The organism is Pseudarthrobacter cellobiosi, from assembly GCF_023913755.1.
Lineage (GTDB): Bacteria > Actinomycetota > Actinomycetes > Actinomycetales > Micrococcaceae > Arthrobacter > Arthrobacter cellobiosi.
On sequence record NZ_JAMXBJ010000045.1, the window covers coordinates 84,597 to 105,882 of the forward strand.

Annotated in this window: 20 protein-coding genes and 2 tRNA genes; 17 read left to right on the forward strand and 5 right to left on the reverse strand. The window is 64.2% G+C overall.

Features of this window, described 5'->3' with window-relative positions; translation table 11 throughout:
- Positions 1-179 precede the first annotated feature (179 nt).
- The 11 genes from dnaN (at position 180) to NG696_RS11760 (ending at position 11,469) form a co-directional block, all read left to right on the forward strand.
- Positions 180-1,304, forward strand: coding sequence for a DNA polymerase III subunit beta (gene dnaN, locus NG696_RS11710; RefSeq protein WP_252564315.1), 1,125 nt, complete (start codon positions 180-182; stop codon positions 1,302-1,304).
- 103 nt (positions 1,305-1,407) lie between these two features.
- The gene (gene gnd, locus NG696_RS11715; RefSeq protein ID WP_252575464.1) at positions 1,408-2,292 is read left to right on the forward strand and encodes a phosphogluconate dehydrogenase (NAD(+)-dependent, decarboxylating); all 885 of its coding nucleotides are present in this window, start codon (positions 1,408-1,410) and stop codon (positions 2,290-2,292) included.
- Between the two features lie 45 nt (positions 2,293-2,337).
- Positions 2,338-3,540 (forward strand): DNA replication/repair protein RecF, encoded by a 1,203-nt coding sequence (gene recF / locus NG696_RS11720; protein ID WP_252564311.1) that lies wholly within the window; start codon positions 2,338-2,340, stop codon positions 3,538-3,540.
- On the forward strand, positions 3,533-4,090 hold the full coding sequence (locus NG696_RS11725) for a DciA family protein (protein ID WP_056342749.1): 558 nt from the start codon (positions 3,533-3,535) through the stop codon (positions 4,088-4,090). Before recF ends, NG696_RS11725 begins: the two co-directional genes overlap by 8 nt.
- Before the next feature lie 374 nt (positions 4,091-4,464).
- Positions 4,465-6,555 carry a DNA topoisomerase (ATP-hydrolyzing) subunit B gene (gyrB, locus tag NG696_RS11730; protein WP_104060341.1) on the forward strand — a complete coding sequence of 697 codons (2,091 nt, stop codon included), beginning with the start codon at positions 4,465-4,467 and terminating at the stop codon, positions 6,553-6,555.
- Positions 6,556-6,614: 59 nt separating this feature from the next.
- The gene (gene gyrA / locus NG696_RS11735) at positions 6,615-9,293 is read left to right on the forward strand and encodes a DNA gyrase subunit A (RefSeq protein WP_252564304.1); all 2,679 of its coding nucleotides are present in this window, start codon (positions 6,615-6,617) and stop codon (positions 9,291-9,293) included.
- Entirely contained in the window at positions 9,290-9,946 is a 657-nt protein-coding gene (locus NG696_RS11740) for a DUF3566 domain-containing protein (protein ID WP_252575466.1), read from the forward strand. Before gyrA ends, NG696_RS11740 begins: the two co-directional genes overlap by 4 nt.
- Positions 9,947-10,045: 99 nt before the next feature.
- Positions 10,046-10,119: transfer RNA gene (locus NG696_RS11745), tRNA-Ile, on the forward strand.
- Between the two features lie 69 nt (positions 10,120-10,188).
- Complete coding sequence (locus NG696_RS11750) at positions 10,189-10,305, forward strand: DLW-39 family protein (RefSeq protein ID WP_210412373.1); 117 nt, start codon at positions 10,189-10,191, stop codon at positions 10,303-10,305.
- 72 nt (positions 10,306-10,377) lie between these two features.
- A tRNA-Ala gene (locus NG696_RS11755) sits at positions 10,378-10,453 on the forward strand.
- A gap of 71 nt (positions 10,454-10,524) precedes the next feature.
- Positions 10,525-11,469, forward strand: a complete 945-nt coding sequence (locus tag NG696_RS11760) for a DMT family transporter (RefSeq protein WP_252575467.1) — start codon at positions 10,525-10,527, stop codon at positions 11,467-11,469.
- A 26-nt stretch (positions 11,470-11,495) separates the two neighbouring features.
- Here the strand turns inward: NG696_RS11760 and NG696_RS11765 are convergent, their stop codons facing one another.
- Positions 11,496-12,371 carry a glycosyltransferase family 2 protein gene (locus NG696_RS11765; RefSeq protein ID WP_252564299.1) on the reverse strand — a complete coding sequence of 292 codons (876 nt, stop codon included), beginning with the start codon at positions 12,369-12,371 and terminating at the stop codon, positions 11,496-11,498.
- Positions 12,372-12,507: 136 nt separating this feature from the next.
- Positions 12,508-13,479, reverse strand: a complete 972-nt coding sequence (locus NG696_RS11770) for a hypothetical protein (RefSeq protein WP_252564297.1) — start codon at positions 13,477-13,479, stop codon at positions 12,508-12,510.
- A 155-nt stretch (positions 13,480-13,634) separates the two neighbouring features.
- Here NG696_RS11770 and NG696_RS11775 point away from each other — a divergent pair, with 155 nt between their 5' ends.
- From NG696_RS11775 to NG696_RS11785, 3 genes are all read left to right on the forward strand, one after another.
- Positions 13,635-14,180, forward strand: coding sequence for a peptidylprolyl isomerase (locus tag NG696_RS11775; RefSeq protein ID WP_141138883.1), 546 nt, complete (start codon positions 13,635-13,637; stop codon positions 14,178-14,180).
- Between the two features lie 8 nt (positions 14,181-14,188).
- Positions 14,189-15,082, forward strand: a complete 894-nt coding sequence (locus NG696_RS11780; RefSeq protein ID WP_252575468.1) for a rhomboid family intramembrane serine protease — start codon at positions 14,189-14,191, stop codon at positions 15,080-15,082.
- 653 nt (positions 15,083-15,735) lie between these two features.
- A complete protein-coding gene (locus NG696_RS11785; protein WP_252564294.1) occupies positions 15,736-16,209 on the forward strand; it encodes a carboxymuconolactone decarboxylase family protein in 474 nt (157 codons plus the stop codon).
- A 337-nt stretch (positions 16,210-16,546) separates the two neighbouring features.
- Here the strand turns inward: NG696_RS11785 and NG696_RS11790 are convergent, their stop codons facing one another.
- Together NG696_RS11790 and NG696_RS11795 are read right to left on the reverse strand one after the other, a co-directional pair.
- Positions 16,547-17,179, reverse strand: coding sequence for a DNA-3-methyladenine glycosylase I (locus tag NG696_RS11790; protein ID WP_252564292.1), 633 nt, complete (start codon positions 17,177-17,179; stop codon positions 16,547-16,549).
- Between the two features lie 19 nt (positions 17,180-17,198).
- Entirely contained in the window at positions 17,199-17,453 is a 255-nt protein-coding gene (locus NG696_RS11795) for a cell division protein CrgA (RefSeq protein ID WP_056342777.1), read from the reverse strand.
- 175 nt (positions 17,454-17,628) lie between these two features.
- On the opposite strand from NG696_RS11795, the gene NG696_RS11800 reads away from it, so the two are divergent.
- From NG696_RS11800 to NG696_RS11810, 3 genes are read left to right on the forward strand one after another with little or no spacing between them, the layout of a single operon-like run.
- On the forward strand, positions 17,629-18,429 hold the full coding sequence (locus NG696_RS11800) for a class E sortase (protein WP_252564291.1): 801 nt from the start codon (positions 17,629-17,631) through the stop codon (positions 18,427-18,429).
- Positions 18,430-18,431: 2 nt separating this feature from the next.
- The gene (locus NG696_RS11805; protein WP_167349826.1) at positions 18,432-18,602 is read left to right on the forward strand and encodes a hypothetical protein; all 171 of its coding nucleotides are present in this window, start codon (positions 18,432-18,434) and stop codon (positions 18,600-18,602) included.
- Complete coding sequence (locus tag NG696_RS11810; RefSeq protein ID WP_252564289.1) at positions 18,599-19,240, forward strand: anthranilate synthase component II; 642 nt, start codon at positions 18,599-18,601, stop codon at positions 19,238-19,240. The genes NG696_RS11805 and NG696_RS11810 overlap by 4 nt, the downstream gene beginning before the upstream one ends.
- Before the next feature lie 96 nt (positions 19,241-19,336).
- Here the strand turns inward: NG696_RS11810 and pknB are convergent, their stop codons facing one another.
- A complete protein-coding gene (pknB, locus tag NG696_RS11815) occupies positions 19,337-21,274 on the reverse strand; it encodes a Stk1 family PASTA domain-containing Ser/Thr kinase (protein WP_308291969.1) in 1,938 nt (645 codons plus the stop codon).
- Between the last annotated feature and the right edge of the window lie 12 nt (positions 21,275-21,286).

Consider the following 21,286-nt stretch of genomic DNA (forward strand, 5'->3'; position numbering starts at 1 on the left):
TGGGTTAATCAGCCGTCTTCCGGCTAAGCTGTCAGCAGCGCTCCCATCCTCGGGATTCTTTGTGGTTCAGCAATCGACGAACCATGCAGGTTCCGTTGTTGGGGCGCCACTACTTTTGGGCTCCCTGTGGGAGTTTCCGGTTCAGACAAGGCAGCAGCAATGAAAGGCGGCACCCTTCCGTGAAGTTCAGAGTCGAACGGGACGTCCTGGCAGAAGCCGTCACCTGGACAGCCCGGTCGTTGTCTCCGCGGCCGCCGGTTCCAGTGCTGTCCGGCCTGCTCCTGAAGGCTGAAGCAGGCACGGTCAGCCTCTCAAGTTTTGACTACGAGACTTCCGCACGGTTGGAAATTCCCGCGGACATCACCGCCGAGGGAACCATCCTCGTTTCCGGGCGCCTCCTCGCAGACATTTGTCGAAGCCTTCCTTCCGCTCCGGTGGTCGTGGAGACCGATGGCAACAAAGTGACGCTGACCTGCCGCCGCAGCAGCTTCCACCTGGCCACCATGCCCGAGGCCGAATACCCGCCGCTGCCTGCGCTGCCCGCCATCAGCGGCACTGTCCCGGGTGAAGCATTCGCCCAGGCTGTGTCCCAGGTGATCATTGCGGCCAGTAAGGATGACACCCTCCCGATCCTGACCGGCGTCCGGATGGAGATCGAGGACGACCTCATCACGCTTCTGGCCACCGACCGCTACCGCCTGGCCATGCGCGAAGTGCCGTGGAAGCCCACCACTCCGGGAATTTCCACCAGTGCGCTGGTCAAGGCAAAAACCCTCAACGAAGTGGCTAAGACCCTTGGCAACAGCGGCGACATCAACCTCGCGCTTGCTGACGATGACAGCCGCCTGATCGGTTTCGAAAGCGGCGGCCGCACCACCACCTCGCTGCTCGTGGATGGCGATTACCCCAAGATCCGCTCGCTGTTCCCGGATTCCACCCCCATCCACGCAACCGTCCAGACGCAGGAACTTGTGGAAGCCGTCCGCCGTGTGTCGCTGGTGGCCGAACGCAACACACCGGTTCGCCTCGCCTTCACCGAAGGACTGCTGCACCTGGACGCCGGCACCGGCGAAGATGCCCAGGCCTCCGAAGAACTCGAAGCCCAGCTCTCCGGTGACGACATCACCGTCGCCTTCAACCCGCACTACCTGGTGGAAGGCCTGAGCGTCATCGAAACGAAATACGTCAGGTTCTCCTTCACCACTGCACCGAAGCCCGCCATGATCACGGCCCAAGCAGATGTCGACGGTGAGGACCAGGACGACTACCGCTACCTGGTCATGCCCGTCCGCCTCCCCAACTAGGTAGCAGAAAACGTCGTTATGGGCGCTCATAACGACACTTAGTGCGACCTAGTTGGGCTGACCAGTTCAGCAACAGCCAACCCCGCGCAGAAAAGAGACCCACGTGCATATTGGACTGATCGGCCTTGGCAAAATGGGTTTCAACATGCGCGAACGCCTGCGAAAGGGCGGCATTGAGGTCACCGGCTTTGACCGCAATCCCGAGGTCACCGATGTTACGTCCGTGGATGAGCTCATTGCGGCCGTTCCGGCCCCGCGACTGATCTGGGTCATGGTCCCGTCAGGCGACATCACCGATGCCGTCGTCACCGAACTCGGGAACAAGCTCGACGCCGGCGACCTGGTGATCGACGGCGGCAACTCCCGCTTCACCGAGGACCAAAAACATGGTGCCGCGCTGGCTGAGAAGGGCATCCGCTTCGCCGACTGCGGTGTTTCGGGCGGAGTGTGGGGCCTCCAGAACGGGTACGGACTCATGGCCGGCGGCGACGCTGCCGATATAGAGCGGGCCCTGCCGGTTTTTGATGTACTCCGCCCCGAAGGCGAGCGGGCAGACAGCTTTGTCCACGTCGGCGGAATCGGTGCCGGACACTACGCCAAGATGGTCCACAACGGCATCGAATACGGCCTGATGCAGGCGTACGCCGAAGGCTACGAACTGCTGGCCGCCAAGGACATTGTTGACGACCTGCCCGGTACGTTCCGCGCCTGGCAAAAGGGCACCGTGGTCCGGTCCTGGCTGCTGGACCTCATGGTCAAGGCGCTGGACGAGGACCCTGGACTCGAATCCATTGATGACTACGTCGAGGACTCGGGCGAGGGACGCTGGACCGTTGAGGAAGCCATCGCCAACGCTGTTCCCGCGCCGGCCATCACCGCTGCACTCTTCGCACGCTTTTCCTCCCGCGAAGAAAACTCGCCCGCGATGAAAATGGTTTCAGCGCTGCGCCACCAGTTCGGCGGGCATGCCACCCGTCCCGCCAAGTAACATCCACCCCGGGACCCGCGGGTTCCGAGAATTGTCGAACACCGCGTGTACCTAGAACACCTCTCGCTCACTGACTTCCGCAGCTACGCCCAGGTTGACCTTCCCCTCGAACCGGGGGTGACCGTGCTCGTCGGGGCAAACGGCATCGGCAAAACCAACCTCATGGAGGCCATCGGATACCTGGCCACGCTCAGCTCGCACAGGGTCAGCTCCGACGCCCCACTGCTGCGGTTCGGCAAGGACCGTGCGCTGGTCCGGGCCCGCCTGGTCCGTGGCGGGCAGACCACGGTCCTGGAACTTGAGATCAACGCCAGCCGCGCCAACCGGGGGCGGATCAACCGCAGCAATCCCGTCCGGGCCAGGGATCTCCTGGGGATTTGCCAGACGGTGCTTTTCGCCCCCGAGGACCTGGCGCTTGTCAAGGGAGATCCGTCCAACCGCCGCCGGTTCCTCGACGAGCTGCTGGTCAGCCTTATGCCCCGGCACTCGGCGACCCGCACGGACTATGACCGTGTCCTGAAGCAGCGCAACGCCCTGCTCAAATCCGCCCGGGCCGGAAAATTCACTGCCGGCCATGAGGCCACCCTCGATGTCTGGGACCAGCACATGGCCCGGGCAGGCGCCGAGCTGCTGCACGCACGGCTGGCGCTGGTGGAACTGCTGCGCCCGCATCTGGCCAAGGCATATGCCCAGCTCACGGATGGCTCCAAGGAGGCCAACGCCGTCTACCGGTCCACCCTGCAAAACCTGATGGACGACGACGGCGGCGCAGCAGCGGGTGCCGGCGCCGGTTTGATGGTGGATGGGTCCGCCGCTGCCGAAGATCTGCGGAACCTCACCGTTGAGGACCTCACCGGGCGCTATGTCCAGGCCTTTGCAGCCTCCCGCCGCAAGGAACTTGAACGCGGAATCTCCTTGGTGGGGCCGCACCGGGATGAGCTGGAACTGATCCTCGGCGAAGCGCCTGCCAAGGGATATGCCTCGCATGGCGAGACCTGGTCCATGTGCCTCTCCCTCCGGCTCGCTTCCTATTACGTCATGCTCGATGACGCGAGGACCGGCGGGTCTGCACCGATCCTCATCCTCGACGACGTTTTCGCCGAGCTGGATGTGCAGCGCCGGCGTAAACTGGCGGCAATAGTCTCCGGCGCGGAACAGGTCCTGGTAACCGCCGCTGTCGACGCCGATATCCCGGAGGAACTCTCCGGCCGGCGGGTGAAGGTCATCCCGGGAGGAATCGATGAATAAGGATGAAAAGGGCGGGCTGCAGCCCGGCCGGGATCCTGACAACATAGACGCGCCGCAGGCTGCGCTGAACCGCATGCGTGAGGCCGCGGCCGCACGCGGCGAAATCCGCCGGAAGGCACCCCCCAAGGCCGGCGCCGCCAAGACAAAGGGTGGGATCCGGGATACCCGCGGTTTCAGCCAGTTCCATTCCACCGGCCGTGATCCGCTGGGGCTTGGCAAAGTGGTAGGACGCCTCGTGGCCGAACGCGGCTGGAGCTCGCCGGTAGCGGTGGGGTCGGTCATGGCAGAGTGGGCCACGCTGGTTGGCCCGGAGATCTCAGCGCACTGCACCCCGGAGAGTTTCACCGATACCACCCTTCACGTGCGCTGCGACTCGACGGCCTGGTCCACGCAGCTGCGGCTGCTGAGCAACAGCCTGCTGGAGAAGTTCCGCACGGAACTGGGCGATGGCGTGGTCACCAGCATCCAGGTGCTCGGCCCGTCAGCACCCAGCTGGCGCAAGGGCGGACGTACCGTCAACGGCCGCGGGCCGCGCGATACCTACGGTTAGCCGCCGCCGTCGACTCTTGAATATTCGTCCGGCGGCGTGTAGGGCGGGCTAACGCCCTTGGGGCGTATAGGAACCCGGAGACGGGACCTCGAGAGCGCCCTAGGCGGGGTCAATGGCCTCGCATCGGCACATCAAGGTCCCGCGACGCCCGCCGGAATGCGGGTTTGCGGCCCATTTCACGATAGAATCACAGCAGATAACTGGGCGCCGGTGAAACGTTGACTGAGTCCGTTTTCCGCACGCTCTCCGCAGGCGGACTTCGGTCCTGCACGTCGACGTATCCGTCAGCGCCATCAGCTTGTGCCTGTTGGCGGATGCTTTCCCCTGGAAGGCCGCCGCCGGCCATCATCGAAAAAGAGGAGTCGACAGCACCTGTGGCTAACGACAATACAGATACCCAGGCAGTGGACCGCGCAACGGAGGACGTCCCTACCCCCGATACGCCGGCGGAGGCCGTGACACCCCGGGAATACGGCGCAAGCGACATCACCGTACTTGAGGGCCTCGAAGCCGTCCGGAAACGCCCGGGCATGTATATCGGCTCCACCGGGCCGCGCGGCCTGCACCACCTGGTCTATGAAGTGGTGGACAACTCTGTGGACGAGGCGCTGGCCGGGTACTGCACGCACATCGAAATAGTCCTGCAGGCCGACGGCGGCGTCAAAGTTGTTGATGATGGCCGCGGAATTCCGGTGGACATGCATCCCACCGAGCACAAGCCCACCGTTGAAGTGGTTATGACCATCCTGCACGCGGGCGGCAAGTTCGGCGGCGGCGGTTACGCAGTCTCGGGCGGCCTCCACGGTGTGGGTATCTCCGTGGTGAACGCGCTCTCCAGCAGGGTGGACACTGAAGTCCGGCGGCAGGGCAACGTCTGGCGGATGTCCTTCGCCGACGGCGGCAAGCCCCAGGGCGGGCTGGTCAAGGGGGAAGAAAGCGCCACCACCGGCACCACCCAGACCTTCTACCCGGACGCGGGAATCTTCGAATCCACTGAATTTGATTTCGAGACGCTCCGCGCCCGCTTCCAGCAGATGGCCTTCCTGAACAAGGGCCTGCGGATCACGCTCACGGACGAGCGCACCGCAGCGTCGAACGCGGACGCCAATGAGGACCTCAACCTTGACGTCGTGGTTACCGAAGGTGAAGTCACCGCTGAGCACCGCACCGTGGTGTACCAGTACGACGACGGCCTGCTGGACTATGTGAAGCACCTGAACTCCGGCAAGAAGGTTGATGTCGTCCACGAAGACGTCATTTCCTTCGAAACCGAGGACACGGAGCGGCACATCGCGCTGGAAATGGCGATGCAGTGGACCAACGCGTATTCCGAAAGCGTCCACACCTATGCCAACACCATCAACACCCACGAGGGCGGCACCCACGAAGAGGGTTTCCGCGCCGCGATGACCTCCCTCATCAACCGCTACGCGCGGGAGAAGAGCATCATCAAGGAAAAGGACGACAACCTCACCGGTGACGATATCCGTGAAGGCCTCACGGCGGTCATCTCCGTGAAGCTGGCCGAGCCGCAGTTCGAGGGCCAGACCAAGACCAAGCTCGGCAACTCCGAGGTCAAGGGCTTCGTCCAGCGCGTTGTCACCGACGGCCTGGGCGACTGGCTGGAACGCAACCCCGGCCCCGCCCGCGATGTCATCCGCAAGGCCATCTCCGCGGCCCAGGCCCGGATGGCCGCCCGGAAGGCCCGTGACAATGCGCGCCGCAAGAGCCCGCTGGAATCCTTCGGGATGCCCGGCAAGCTGTCAGACTGTTCCTCGAAGGACCCCGCCCGCTGCGAGGTGTACATCGTGGAGGGCGACTCCGCCGGCGGTTCCGCCAAGCGAGGCCGCAACCCTGAAACCCAGGCCATCCTGCCGCTGCGCGGCAAGATCCTGAACGTGGAGCGGGCCCGGCTGGACAAGGCCCTGGGCAACACCGAGGTCCAGTCCATGATCACCGCGTTCGGCACCGGCATCGGCGAGGACTTCGACCTCAGCAAGCTCCGGTACCACAAGATTGTGCTGATGGCCGATGCCGACGTTGACGGCCAGCACATCACCACGCTGCTCATGACGCTGCTGTTCCGCTACATGCGCCCGCTGATCGAAAACGGCTACGTGTACCTGGCGCAGCCCCCGCTGTACCGGATCAAGTGGTCCAACGCACCGCACGACTACGTCTTCAGCGACAAGCAGCGCGATGCCAAGCTCCTGTCCGGGCAGGCCGCCGGCCGCCGTATTCCGAAGGACAACGGCATCCAGCGCTACAAGGGCCTGGGCGAGATGGACTATACCGAGCTGTGGGACACCACCATGGACCCGGACCACCGGACCCTCCTGCAGGTCACCATGGACGATGCCCTGGCAGCGGACCAGACCTTCTCCACACTGATGGGCGAAGACGTGGAGTCCCGCCGAAACTTCATCCAGCAGAACGCCAAGGACGTCAGGTTCCTGGATATCTGACCGGTTCACCGAGTAGATATTCCAAGTCCGACATATACCTGAAACGGAAAATATAAACGATGAGTGACGAGACACCCGAGAACCCGGCGGAATCCGCCGATCTTCCGGAAACCGTTCTTGAAGGCGACGTGCTGGTTGACCGCGTGGAGCAGGTGGACCTGCAGACGGAAATGCAGCGCTCGTACCTGGACTACGCCATGGCCGTTATTGTGGGCCGTGCTCTTCCCGACGTGCGCGATGGCCTCAAGCCCGTGCACCGCCGCGTGCTGTACGCAATGTTCGACGGCGGTTACCGGCCGGAACGGTCCTTCAACAAGTGCGCCCGTGTGGTGGGCGAGGTCATGGGCCAGTACCACCCCCACGGCGACACCGCGATCTATGATGCGCTGGTCCGCCTGATCCAGGACTGGACCATGCGGTACCCGCTGGCCCTGGGCCAGGGCAACTTCGGTTCGCCGGGCAATGACGGTGCCGCCGCCCCGCGGTACACCGAAACGAAAATGTCCCAGCTGGCCATGGAGATGGTCCGGGACATCGACGAGGAAACCGTCGACTTCCAGGACAACTACGACGGCAAGAACCAGGAACCCACCATCCTGCCGGCCCGTTTCCCCAACCTGCTGGTCAACGGCTCCTCCGGCATTGCCGTGGGCATGGCCACCAACATTCCGCCACACAACCTCCGCGAAGTAGCTGACGGCGTCCAGTGGTACCTGGCAAATCCGACGGCCAGCCGCGAGGAACTGCTCGAAGAGCTGCTGCTCCGTATCAAGGGTCCCGATTTCCCCACCGGCGCGACTATTCTCGGCCACAGGGGCATTGAGGACGCGTACCGGACGGGCCGCGGCTCCGTGACCATGCGCGCCGTGGTCAACGTCGAGGAACTCCAGGGCCGTACGTGCCTGGTTGTCACCGAACTGCCCTACCAGGCCAACCCGGATAACCTGGCCATCAAGATCGCCGAACTGGTCAAGGACGGGAAGATCTCCGGCATTGCGGACCTCCGCGACGAGACCTCCGGCCGCACCGGCCAGCGGCTGGTCATTGTGCTCAAGCGCGACGCCGTGGCCAAGGTGGTGCTGAACAACCTGTACAAGCACACCGACCTGCAGAGCAACTTCTCCGCCAACATGCTGGCCATCGTGGACGGGGTGCCGCGCACGTTGAGCCTGGACGCCTTCATCCGCCATTGGGTAACGCACCAGCTGGACGTCATTGCGCGCCGTACCCGCTACCGCCTGCGCAAAGCCGAGGAAGAGGCGCACATCCTGCGTGCCCTCCTGAAGGCACTGGACGCGCTGGACGAAGTCATTGCGCTCATCCGTGCGTCCAACACCACCGAAGCCGCGCGCGACGGACTGATGCAGCTGCTGGACATCGACGAACTGCAGGCCCGGGCCATCCTGGACATGCAGCTGCGCCGCCTGGCAGCCCTGGAACGCCAGAAGATCCAGGACCGCCATTCCGAACTTGAGGCCCTGATCGCCGAGTACAACTCGATCCTTTCCTCCGAGGAACGCCAGCGCGAAATCATCAGCACCGAGCTGGGCGAAATCGTGGCCAAGCACGGTGATGACCGCCGCACCAAGATCCTGATGGGCTTCGACGGCGACATGTCCATGGAGGACCTGATCCCCGAAGAGGAAATGGTTGTCACCATTACCCGCGGCGGTTACGTCAAGCGCACGCGCAGCGACAACTACCGGTCGCAGCAGCGCGGCGGCAAGGGCATCAAGGGCGCCCAGCTCCGCGGCGACGACGTGGTGGAGCATTTCTTCGTGACTACCACCCACCACTGGCTGCTCTTCTTCACCAACCTCGGCCGGGTCTACCGGGCGAAGGCGTACGAACTGGTGGAGGCCGGCCGTGATGCCAAGGGCCAGCACGTCGCCAACCTGATGGCCTTCCAGCCGGACGAGCACATCGCCCAGGTCCTGGACATCAGGGACTACCAGCAGGCCCCATACCTGGTGCTGGCCACCAAGCGGGGACTGGTCAAGAAGACCCGGCTGGAGGACTACGACACCAACCGTTCCGCCGGCGTCATCGCGATCAACCTGCGGGACGAGGACGAGCTGGTTTCCGCCCAGCTGGTCTCCGAAACGGATGACCTCATGCTGGTGTCCCGCATGGGCCAGTCCATCCGCTTCACCGCCACCGACGATGCCCTGCGTCCCATGGGCCGGGCCACGTCCGGTGTCACGGGCATGAAGTTCCGCGAGGACGATGAACTGCTGGCGGCCGACGTCGTCACGGACGGTTCGTTCGTCTTTGTGGTCACCGAAGGCGGGTACGCCAAGCGCACCGCGGTGGAGGAATACCGCCTGCAGGGCCGCGGCGGCCTGGGCATCAAGGTGGGCAAGTACCAGGAGGAACGGGGCCACCTTGTGGGCGCCCTGATTGTCCAGGAAGAAGACGAGGTCCTGGTGGTCATGGAAGGCGGCAAGGTTGTCCGTTCATCCGTGGCCGGCGTACCTGCCAAGGGCCGCGACACCATGGGTGTTATCTTCGCGAAGCCGGACAAGAATGACCGCATCATTGAGGTGGCCAGGAACAGCGAACGCGGCCTCGAGGGCGAAGAATCCGTGGACGATGACGTAACGTTGGCTGAAGAGGCCGGGTCCCCCGAGGGATCCGCAGGGTCAGCAACAACGGCAGAAACATCACCGGCTGTTGAGTCAGAGGACGCCTCCGGCGACGCTGAGCCGAACGAAGACTACACCGGAGGTAACGAGTGAGTAATCCCGACTCATATCCCAAGCCGAGCAGCAATGTCCCCGGCGGAACGCCGCCGCCCGCGCCCGCACCCCGGGTGAACGCCCCCGTCCGTCCGCAGCAGCGCCCACCAGCCCCTACGGGCGCGCCGGGGCAGCGGCCGGCCGTTCCCGGCCAGCGCCCTGCGCAGGATCGGGTTCCGGCAGGCCAGACCGGCCAGCGTGCCGGACAGGGCAGGCCGGCGGCAGCACAGACCAGCCAGCGCCCAGTGCAGGGCCAGCCCGGCCTGGTCAAGCCTGCACCCAAGGCCAAGGTAAGGCGTGCACGGCTGCTGGTCAGCAAGGTGGATCCCTGGTCTGTCCTGAAGATGGCATTCCTCCTGTCGGTGGCGCTGGGAATCGTCACCGTGGTGGCCGCCATCGTCCTATGGACTGTCCTGGACCTCACCGGAATCTTTGACCAGGTGGACAGCCTCCTGGGCACCCTGGCAGGCTCCGAAGGCGGCGGGTTCGAACTGAAGAAGGTCGCATCCCTGGGCCAGGTGGCTTCCTTTGCCACGATCATCGCCGTGGTGAACGTTGTCCTGCTGACGGCGCTGTCCATGCTGTCAGCGGTGCTTTACAACATCTCCGCAACGCTTGTTGGCGGCATCGGCGTCACCCTCACGGACGACTGAAAACCCATGATTTCACCGGAATTTCTCCGGCGAAATGCCTCGATTTGAGATCGGGCCGGGATGTGCTGTAAAGTCATGTCTCGGCCCGATGAGGCATCGGGGCGTATAGCTCAGGCGGTTAGAGCGCTTCGCTGATAACGAAGAGGTCCCAGGTTCAAGTCCTGGTACGCCCACGGAACCTGTGCAGGTTCGAAGGAAGGTTCAGTTTGCTTCACGGCAGGCAGGACCGGAACGGGGAGCATGTGAAGAAGTTGCTGGTACTTGCAGCTGCGATCGCAGGCGTCCTGCTCTATAGGAAAGCACAGGAATCCGAGGCCCGGAAAACAGTCTGGAGCCAGTCGACCGACAAGGTCGAATAGGCCGGATTCCCGGACCGGGAGCTTGCAAAAGGCTCCACGGTTCTAGGGTATGATTGACGGGTTGCTTCTTATGGGGGCATGGCGCAATTGGTAGCGCACCTGCTTTGCAAGCAGGGGGTTCGGGGTTCGAGTCCCCGTGCCTCCACCATAAGGAAGTCCCGGACAGCCGAAAGGCTGTCCGGGACTTTTTCGTTAAATGCAGAACAGTAGGGTTGAACGGTGAACTTTCTTCTTGCGGCCGTGGGCGTCCTGGGCGTGGCGTCGTCCGGGCCGTTGATCGCCGCGACCCTCGGTGCCACCACCGTCAGTGCCCTCGCCATCGCCTTCTGGCGCAACGCCATCGGGGCTGCCGTCATGGCCACTCCCACCCTGGTCCGCGAACCCCGGCAGTTCGGCCGGATCACCGGTCCCGAGTTCCGCTGGTCGCTGCTCGCCGCCGTCGCCCTGGCCCTGCACTTTGCCTGCTTCATCACGTCCCTCCAGCTCACCTCCGTAGCTGCCGCCACCGCCCTGGTCTGCCTGCAGTCGGCGTGGATCGCGGTCTTCCAGCTCTTCCGTGGCACCAGGCACCGCTGGCAGGTGCTGGCAGGGCTGGGGATCGCCTTTGGTGGTGTTGTCACCATCACCGGGTTCGACATGGGATCCTCGCCGGACGCGCTCATGGGTGACCTGCTGGCTGTCGCTGGCGGGGCCCTGGCCGGCCTCTACACGCTCGCCGGCGGCAAGGCCCGCCAGACCATGACCACGGGAACGTACACCACGCTCTGCTACGGGATGTGCGCGGCCTTTGTGGCGGTGCTGGCGCTCTTCAGCGGCCAGCCGCTGGTGGGGTTCGACGCCGTTGGCTGGGTGGGGATCCTGGCCATCACCGTGTGTGCCCAACTGGTGGGCCACACAGCCTTCAATCACCTGCTGGCCACCATGAGCCCGCTGCTGGTGTCGATGATCATCCTGCTGGAGATCCCCGGCGCAGCCGTGCTGGCCGCGGTCTTCCTGCACGAGACCCTGCCGGCAGGCACCTACGGCGGGCTGGGGCTCATCCTCGTGGGCCTCGCCGTCGTGGTTCTGGGACAGCGGTCGGGATTCAGGAAACGGCGCGAAGGCTCTGCCGCGCGTGGGGATGAACCGCCGTCGGACCGCCTGGCTGAGCTCGGAACGGACTGAGGCCGGGCAAGGTCCGTGAAGCGGGCCTATTGTCCGCCGCGGCGGACAGGCTGGGCGGTATTGACCGTGTGGATGGCCCGCAGGAGCTTCGCCGGGAAATAGACCGAGAAGAACACCACCATGGGTGCCTTGAGGGCCATTTTCTTGACGTTGTGCGCCTTGTACGTGCGGTCGAAGCGGGTCACGTAATACCGGTAGTCCCGCGGTGAATCCTCGAGCCGGCGGGCGGACATCCCGGATACCATCTGGGGCCAGTACTGGACCTTGAGTTCGTGGTCAGCGAGGTGCAGGGAGAGGTCGATGTCCTCGTGCATCTCGTCCTTCTCGTCCCGGCAGGTTTCGTCCCGGATGGTTTCCCATGCCGTAGCCCGCAGGGCCATGTTGGAGCCGAACAGGAAATGGTACTGGTGCTTGGCGAGCTTGAGCATCAGCTGACGCATCTTGTCGTCTGCCTTGAGCCCGAACCGCCGCATCGGCATGTCGTAGTAGACCACCGGTCCGGTGGCTGCCTGGACTGACGGATCAAAAAAGGCCTTCTGGACCTGCTCCACCCAGTCCGGCTCGACAACCGAATCGGCGTCAATGCGACCCAGGACGTCTCCGGTGGCATGGTTGAGGCCAAAATTTCGGGTGGGAATCAGGCCCTGGTCCCGGTCCTGGCTGAGCAGGATGATGGGACTTTCCGGATACTCCAGCTGCATCTGCGCCACGATGGCGGCGGTGCGGTCAGTGGAGAGGTTGTCCACCACGATGATTTCGTGGGCCGGCATCGACTGGTACACCGCAGCGATGAGACACTGCCGGATGACACTTTCCTCGTTGTAGGCCGGGATGACAATGGACACGCACGGCAGCTGTGCTGCGTCGTTCAAGGCATCCCCAGAGGATTTATCGGCTGACATCAGTTCAAATTTAGCACCGATCGGGATTTGTCCTGCCAGCGACTGGGTCCAGCCCGGACAAACACTGGGAAAACACTGAAAGGGCCCCGCACCAGGCGGAGCCCCTTCAATGGACGGCGCGACGGCGCCGGAAGTGCTAGTTGCTGCTCTTGTCCGTGGAACCGTTCATGTTGGCCGCAATGTTCTTTATGGCGGTCTTGGCATCGGTGGACGCCTTGGCTGCTGCGTCTGCCGATTCATCGGCGACGTGCTTGGCCTTCTCGGTCGCGTCCTCCGCATCCGCGGCAACATCCTCTGCCTGGCCGGCCACGGCGTCAGCGGCCGAAGCGGTGGCGGCTGCAGCCTTGCTGGCTGCGTCCCCGGCCGTGTCCTTGGCGTCGTTCACGGTGGTGGCAGGAACCGGCGCCGGAGTGGGGGTGACAGGCGAAGGGGTCTTCCACGGGTCTTCCACGGGCTTGGAGGCCTTCCAGGCGGCGACGCCGGCGGCGACGGCTGCGGCGATGATGCCGAATACCAGCCAGCCGCGCTTCTTGGGCTTCTGCGGCTGGGCGATCTGGACCCCTACGGCCTTACCGGCTTCGTGCGCGGCGGCCTTGAGCTGCGTGCCGGCCGTCTGTGCCTGCTCCTGGAGGGAATGCACTACGCCGGAATCGGCAAGCCGCTGGGCGACGGCGTCCACGTGGGACGGCGCGCTTTCCAAGGTGCGGTGCACGGCGTCGGACGCGTGGCCGATCTGGTCCGAAAGGCGCGGCAGGTATTCCACCACCACGCGGTCCCGGGCGTTCTGGATAACGGGAGCGGCCTTGTCCAGGGCTTCGTACAGGCGCGGAGTGGCGACCTCAACGGCGTCGTGGATTTTCGGGGCGAGCTGGGCCAGCCCCTCCTGGATGCGCGGTGTCACTGTTGCAACACCGTCGGCAAGGTTGTGGGCCGCGGTCTTGAGCCCTTCCTGAATCATGGGAGAGGCGGTGTCCAGGCCATGCTGCAGGCGGGGAACTGCCCAATCCACTGCTGCTTCCACGCGGGGGGATGCCCAGTCCTTGGCGCTCTCAACTGCGCTGTTGACTGACTGTTCAAGGTCACGGGCAATACGATCCGATTTCTTCACAACTACCTCCCGATTAATGTGACGGTTCTGTTGTTAGCCTACGTGCCTTGACCTGCACCGGCTATTCTTCCCGCGGATTTACAGCTGATTTCACCCAGCGCGGAACTGCCGGTACTGCCCCTTCCACGTTGACCTGCCGTGAAAGAATAGGCGGCATGACTGCAATCGCAACTGCAAAAGCAACCATCCACACCAGCCTCGGCGACATCGTCGTTAATCTCTTCGGCAACCATGCGCCGAAGACGGTCAAGAACTTCGTTGGCCTGGCCACCGGGGAGCAGGCCTGGACCCACCCCGAGACCGGTGAGGACAAGACTGGCACGCCGCTGTATGACGGCACCATCTTCCACCGCATCATCAAGGACTTCATGATCCAGGCCGGCGATCCGCTGGGCCGCGGCGTGGGCGGACCTGGCTACAAGTTCGACGACGAGATCCACCCCGAACTCAGCTTCAACGCCCCGTACAAGCTGGCCATGGCCAACGCCGGCATCCAGGCGGGCAAGGGCACCAACGGTTCGCAGTTCTTCATCACCACCATCCCCACCGACTGGCTGCAGGGCAAGCACAGCATCTTCGGCGAGGTTGCTGACGAGGACTCCAAGAAGGTCGTCGACGCCATCGAGGGCGTCCGCACCGGCATGGGCGACCGCCCGGTTGAGGACGTCACCATCAACAGCATCGACATCGAGCAGCTCTAACCCATCACATGAGCTACGGAATTCCGGCGGCTGAGCCGTCCGCGCAGGTTCCGGTGTGCCCCAGGCACCCGGACCGGCCTTCCTATGTGCGCTGCCAGCGCTGCGGCCGCCCAGCGTGCCCGGACTGCCAGCGGGCGGCCGCCGTCGGATTCCAGTGTGTTGACTGCGTCAACGAAACAAAGCGCACGACGCCGGCGGTCAAGACTGTCTACGGCGGCGCCGTGGCAACCGGCAAACCCGTTGTGACGTTTGGAATTATCGCCCTGTGCGCGGTGATGTACGTTCTGCAATGGGTGGTCCCCGGCGAGTGGATCTACCAGAACCTGGCATTCGCCAATGTTTTTGCCACTCCCGAATTTGGTGAGTTCGAACCGTGGCGGATGCTGACGGCGGCGTTCCTTCACTCCCAGGGATTCATCCTCCACATTGTGCTGAACATGTACATGCTGTGGATTTTCGGCCAGGCACTCGAACCGCTTCTGGGCCGGGTCCGCTTCCTGGCGTTGTATCTCATCTCTGCCATCGGAGGGTCTGTCGGCTATCTCTTGCTGACCCCCGGCTACGTGCCTGGCGTGCCTCTTGCCGGAGTGGTGGGCGCCTCGGGGGCGATCTTTGGACTCTTCGGGGCGATGCTGCTGGTACAGCGGCACCGCGGCGGGGATACGCGGCAACTGTGGGTCCTGATCGCCATCAACGGCGTGATCGGATTTGTGGTCCCCCAGATCGCCTGGCAGGCGCACCTGGGCGGGCTCGTCACAGGCGCCCTTTGCGCTGCCGTGATTGCATACACGCCCCGGGGCCCACGGCAGGGCCCACGGCAGGGCCTGCTGCACGCGGCCGGACTGGTCGCCGTCGTTCTCCTGCTGGCCCTGGCGAGCTGGCTCCGCGTCACGGCCGGTTGACCGTCCGGGTCCTCGGGCCCAGCTCCAACAGACCACTTAGACCCCGGTGTCCCAACGGACACCGGGGTCTTTCTGTGCCTCGTGAGTCCTCCGCACCGCGCCGCCGTTCATTTGCTGGGTGCGTCCCGGCGTGTGAGCAGCCCGTGGTCCGCGTCAGGCCATGACGACGGCGCCTACGTTATCCACAGGGGTTATCCACACTGTTGGTAACTTACACGGGTGTAGTTCAGGATTTCGATGGGCCCCTTGCTCCCGCACGTCCGCCCTTTTGCCGGATTTGATCATCCTGTTGTCCACAATTGTGGAAAACATATGGGGATGCGCCTGTGGTTAAGTGGAAAAACACGCCATTTGAACCCGACCTGTGGATATCTTGGCCATTTCCCGAGTAGGGGGCCCACAGGAGGGGATCCGGCCTGCCAGTATCAACAGGGTTATTCACAGTGTTAACAACTTACAGACATGTAGTTAACCTTCAGTGTTTCCCCGACTGGGGCACCTGAGGGGTCCGCTCGGGCCGCCCTGTGGAATGTTATCCACAACTGTGGATAACTTGTGGGTAGTTCAGTGTTAGTAAGTGGATAACACGTGTGTGTGCGAGGGTGTTCGTACGCAGCATCGGACCCAACAAGCTTCCAGCCAGGAGGACCGCCTTGAGCGCCACCGCAACAACCCAGCACATCTACCTCGACAAGCAGCACCCTGCGGTATGGTGCGCTCTCAACGGTCTGGGGTTGAAAGTGCGCGAAGCCGCCGACGCGGCCGGGATTGACCGCAAGACCATAGAGCTGCTCAACGTGCGGATCTCCCAGATCAACGGCTGCGCCTTTTGTCTCGACATGCATGTGCGGGACGCCGTGGAGGCCGGGGAGAGGCACCAGCGGCTTGCTGTCCTGCCGGCCTGGCGCGAGACGGCCCTGTTCACGGACAAGGAGCGGGCGGCCCTGGCCCTGGCCGAATGCATCACCGAACTGCCGGACCACCGGGCCCGCCAGCGTGAGGAAGGATATGCCCGTCAGCACCTCAGTGCGGATGAATTTTCTGCGGTCAGCTGGCTGGTGATCACCCTGAACGCCTTTAACCGGGTGTCCATCACCAGCCACCATCCGGTCCGCCGGGATCGCTGACCGGGCCGGCACCGGACCACCCGGGGCCCGGGTAGGACAACTGAGATTACCCCGGGCCTTTAGATTACCCCGGGCCTTTAGCGGACTGCTGGGTGTGCCCCTGGGTGGTGACACCAAGGACGCCATGGTCGGGTCAGTGTGAATTATCCACAGCCAATCCACACTGTTAATAACTGTCCGTCGAGCGCTTTGGATCCGGTCCCGTGCGCCATGGCCTGCACGGGCGGCTGTCGCTTCCGGAGCCGGGAAAGTTATGCACATTGTGGATAACTTTCCCAACAGCTGTGGACAACAGGCTCCGGCGGAGCGTCCGGTCAGATCTCCCCGGAGCGGCAGGTCAGCAGGTCCAGACGCCTGAGGATCCGCGCCGGTGGCTGTCCAGAAGATGGGTGTCCACCATGCCGATGGCTTCCATCAGCGCGAATATGGTGGTGGGGCCAACGAACGAGAATCCCTGCGTCCGCAGCGCCTTGGACAGCGCTACTGATTCCGGTGACTGCGTGGGGATCTCCGCGTGCGTGACCGGCTGGGGAGTGGTCCGGGGCTGGAACTGCCAGACGAAGTCAACCAGGCCTTCCCGCTCGCGCAGCGCGATGGTGGCCCGGGCATTGGTGATGGCGGCACGGATCTTGAGCCGGTTGCGGACGATGCCGGGATCCTGGAGCAGGCGCTCAACATCCGCTTCCGTAAAAGCGGCAACAGCGTCCGGCTGGAAGTCGAGGAAAGCCTGACGGAAGGCAGGGCGCTTCCGGAGGATCGTTGCCCACGAGAGACCTGCCTGGAAGCCCTCAAGGCAGATGCGCTCGTACAGGCCTTGTTCGTCCCGGACGGGCAGGCCCCATTCGGAGTCGTAGTACTCGCGCAACAGCGGATCCACGGCGGCCCACGGCGGACGGGCGAGGCCGTCGTCGCCCAGGACAGTTCCGTCCACACCCTCGTTTAGGGGCTGGGCGGCGGCCGCGGGAGTCATGCGGGTTCTGCGGTCAGGTTCAGGAACGCCAGCGCGTGGTCATCAGGAAGCCGATGATGGCAATGCCGAAGCCGGCCACGATGTTCCACGACTCCCAGGCCTGGACAGGGAACCGGCCCTCGCTGATGTAGAACGTGATGATCCAGAAGAGCCCGATGATCATCAGGCCGAACATCACCGGCTTGAACCAAACAGCGTTGGGCTTATACGCCTGTGCCCCGGAAGCGGGCTGCGCGGCGCTGGAAGTCTTCTTGCGAGGCTTTGACTCGGGCACGTGCTCTCCTTGGCGGACTGGAGCAAGCTCGGCGCCGCGGGCTTGATATCCTGCAAGAAGGAAGTTGCCAGCGGTCTGCGAGATCTTGGTCAAATCTGGATTCTTACTAGCAGTCAATTCTAGCCGTAGTTCAGGGCACGCAAACGCCCATCGCGGCCACCCCGGAGGAGAACGCGTGGTAGTGCAGGAGAAGGCGAGGCGCGCCGCTACGCGGCCCGCCCGTGCGGCGCCCGCCCGCGCTTCCATTCTGCGTGGCACAGTGCAGGTGCTCGGCGAACTGCTCATTACGGCCGGCATTATCCTCCTGCTCTTTGTGGGCTGGCAGCTGTGGTGGACCAACATCGAATCCGACGCCAAGCAGAGCGCGGTCATCAAGGAATTCGCCCAGGGGCTGGGCGGCGCAGTGCCTGCAAGCCCGGAACCGGGCCCATCGGCGGCACCCGTGGATTACGGCACCCCGGCCGTTTCCGCGGCGCCAGGCCATGCCGGCACCATCGGCATCATGTACATCCCACGGTTTGGCACCAACTACACCCGGCCCATCGTGCAAGGAACCACCGGGGATGTCCTGGATACGCTGGGGCTCGGCCATTACGCCAACACGGCCATGCCCGGCGCCGTCGGCAACTTCGCTGTGGCCGGCCACCGGCAGACCCACGGTGCCGTCCTGGACAATATCCACACCCTTGTCCCTGGGGACAAAATCTACGTCCAGACCAAGGACGGCTACTACATCTACGTCTTCCGCAACAACCAGATTGTGATGCCTTCCCGGACCGATGTCCTGGAACCGGTCCCCACCCGCCCCGGCGTCACTCCCACCGAAAGCTTCCTCACCATGACCAGTTGCAATCCGCGCTTCGGCGCCGAGGAACGCATCATCGCCTACGCGCTGCTGGACAGCTGGCAGCCTGCCTCGGCGGGCCCGCCAGCCGAGATCGCCGCCCAGGTGGCCGCAGCGGTGGGGGGAAACTGAGTATGTACGGCTGGATTTTCCGCCACCTGCCGGGCCCCCTCTGGCTGCGGATCCTCACGTCGCTGGTGCTCATCGCCGGCGCACTGATCCTGATGGTTCAGTTCCTGTTCCCATGGATGTCCGGGTTCACCGCATTCACCGACTCAACGATTGGTTCTGCAAGCCAGCCATGACCACAACCAAAATCCTGGTCGTAGACAACTACGACAGCTTCGTTTACACCCTGGTGGGCTATCTCCAGGAACTCGGCGCCGAGACCACCGTTGTCCGCAACGACGACGTGACCCTCGCTGAAGCCATCGAGATGGCACAAACGCGCGACGGCGTCCTCATCTCACCCGGTCCGGGAAACCCCGCCGAGGCGGGCGTGTGCATTGAGTTGATCAAGTGGTGCGGCGCGAACAACAAGCCGATGTTCGGTGTGTGCCTGGGCCATCAGGCCCTGGCCGAAGCCTATGGCGGCACAGTGACCCACGCGCCGGAGCTGATGCACGGCAAGACCTCGCTGGTGGAGCACAACGGCACCAGCGTCTTCGCGGGGCTCCCCTCCCCCGTGACAGCGACGCGCTACCACTCGCTGGCAGCGGTAAGGGGCACCATCCCCGACCTCCTGGAGATCACCGCCGAGACCGCGACCGGCGTCGTGATGGGCCTGCAGCACCGCACAGCACCGCTGTGCGGAGTGCAGTTCCACCCGGAGTCGGTCCTGACCGAAGGTGGCTACCAGATGCTGGGCAACTGGCTCGAGTCCCTGGGAATGGCGGGAGCCGCCGCCCGTGCCGCCACGCTGAGCCCGCTCATCCAGCACTGACCGGCTCACACGAACAACGAGGGTCACTTCGCGCCCATGCCGGAGGGGAACATGGGCGCGAACTGACCCCGCGTTGCTTTAAGGAGCGAGTGGGGTTCAGCCCTTTTTAGTGGGTGTCGGCGTGGCCGTAGGCGATGGCGATGGCGGCGGGGCCGGTTCCTTGGCCACCACAATATTGATCGTCTTGCCCTGATCGACGGCGGCATTCACGGGGTCACTTTGATCCGTGACCCGGCCCGCCTCCACCTCGGAGTTCTCCACTTCCTGGACGTTTGGGACCAGGCCCAGTTCCTTCAGCGCCGTTTCCGCCTCGGCACGCGTGCGGCCGCGCAGTTCAGGCATGGACACCTTGCCGGTGGAAATCACGATCTCCACTGTGGTGCCCACCCCCACCATCTGGCCCGGTGCCGGGCTGGTGGTAATCACCCTGCCACCGGGAACGGTGGAGCTGTTGGCTGTGGTGGTGGAAGGGGCTCCCACGAGTCCTGCCTGGCGCAGGATGTCCCGTGCCGCGGCTTCTGTCTGGCCCGGAAGGTTCTCCGGAATCCTGACGGCGCTTGGGCCTTCAGAGATATTCAGGATCACCTCCGCATTGGGGTCAAGCGAGGTTCCGGCCACCGGGTCAGTGCCGATGGCCGTCCCGCTGGGTATGGTCTCGTGCTTGTTCCGTTTGATCTGCGGCCGCAGGTTGGCACCATAAAGTTCCTGCAGGGCCGCCGACTCCGTCAGGGCCGCCACCGCCGGGACCGCCACCTTGGGCGGCGCTGGAGCGGGCTGGTTCACGACGTTGTACAGCCAGAGACCGCCGCCGCCAAGAACCAGCAGGGTGAAGATCACCAGCGTGGCAATCCACGTACGACGACGGGACTTCTGCCGGGCGGTCCGCTCACGTTCCGGAGCGAAGCCCAAGGGCAGTTCATCGACATCCGACTGTCCCAGGGTGGCGGCCGCCATGACCGGTACGCCGTCAGTTCGGGTGTCGTCCGCGTTGCGCTGCCGGCCGGTGGGGTCATCGTCCAGGAAGCCGGCTCCGGTGAGCCCGAACGCCTCTGTCACGGGCGGGCGTTCCGGCGTCGGGACGTGGTCATTGGGATCGGTGGGGGCTTCGGTTGCGGCCAGCGCGGGCACGGACACGCCCGCCCGGGCTGCGCGCAGCGCACGCCGGAAGGCGGCCGCGTCCTGGAAACGGTCCGCCCGGTTCTTCTGCAGAGCCTTGGCCAGGACACTGTCCAGGGCGGCCGAGACCTCCGGGTTCACGCTGCTCGCGGGCTCCGGGATTTCCCTGACGTGCTGGTACGCCACGGACACGGGGCTGTCACCAATAAAGGGCGGGCGGGCGGTGAGCATTTCGTACAGCAGGCACGCTGCGGAGTAGAGGTCGCTGCGCGCATCCACTGTTTCGCCCCGGGCTTGCTCGGGCGAGAGGTACTGGGCAGTGCCCACCACGGCCTGGGTCTGCGTCATGGTGGCGGATGAATCGGCGATTGCCCGGGCAATCCCGAAGTCCATGACCTTCACGGAATTGGAGCCTTCGCAGTACATCACGTTGGCAGGTTTGATGTCCCGGTGGACGATGCCCGCCTTGTGGCTGTATTCAAGGGCAGAAAGCACGCCCAGGCAGAAGTCGATGGCCTGGTCAATGCTGACTTCCTTGGCCCGGATCAGGTCGCGGATGGTCCGGCCCTCAACAAACTCCATCACGATGTAGGGCACCCGGACACTGTCCTCCGAGCCATCCGGAACCGCATGTTCGCCCGTGTCGTAAATGGCTACGATGGACGGATGGTTCAGCGCCGCCACGGACTGCGCTTCCCGTTTGAAGCGCGCCTGGAACTGCGGATCACGGGCCATATCCGGGCGGAGAAGCTTGATAGCAACGGTCCGGCCAAGCCGGGTATCCACTCCGCGGTGGACATCCGCCATCCCCCCGCGGCCGATGATTCCGCCGAGTTCGTAGCGGCCGCTCAGGACACGCTGGTTATCCACTGGGAGGCTGTCCTCCCGGTGGAGCGGGGTGCGGGCCGAATCACTCACTGTCAATCCCGA

Bases quoted from the DNA above. Each gene is read 5' to 3' on its own strand.
- NG696_RS11805 (WP_167349826.1), top strand. From the start codon at position 18,432: ATGTACGGCTGGATTTTCCGCCACCTGCCGGGCCCCCTCTGGCTGCGG.
- NG696_RS11725 (WP_056342749.1), top strand. From the start codon at position 3,533: ATGAATAAGGATGAAAAGGGCGGGCTGCAGCCCGGCCGGGATCCTGAC.
- NG696_RS11810 (WP_252564289.1), top strand. From the start codon at position 18,599: ATGACCACAACCAAAATCCTGGTCGTAGACAACTACGACAGCTTCGTT.
- NG696_RS11775 (WP_141138883.1), top strand. From the start codon at position 13,635: ATGACTGCAATCGCAACTGCAAAAGCAACCATCCACACCAGCCTCGGC.
- gyrA (WP_252564304.1), top strand. From the start codon at position 6,615: ATGAGTGACGAGACACCCGAGAACCCGGCGGAATCCGCCGATCTTCCG.
- NG696_RS11790 (WP_252564292.1), bottom strand. From the start codon at position 17,179: ATGACTCCCGCGGCCGCCGCCCAGCCCCTAAACGAGGGTGTGGACGGA.
- NG696_RS11765 (WP_252564299.1), bottom strand. From the start codon at position 12,371: ATGTCAGCCGATAAATCCTCTGGGGATGCCTTGAACGACGCAGCACAG.
- NG696_RS11780 (WP_252575468.1), top strand. From the start codon at position 14,189: ATGAGCTACGGAATTCCGGCGGCTGAGCCGTCCGCGCAGGTTCCGGTG.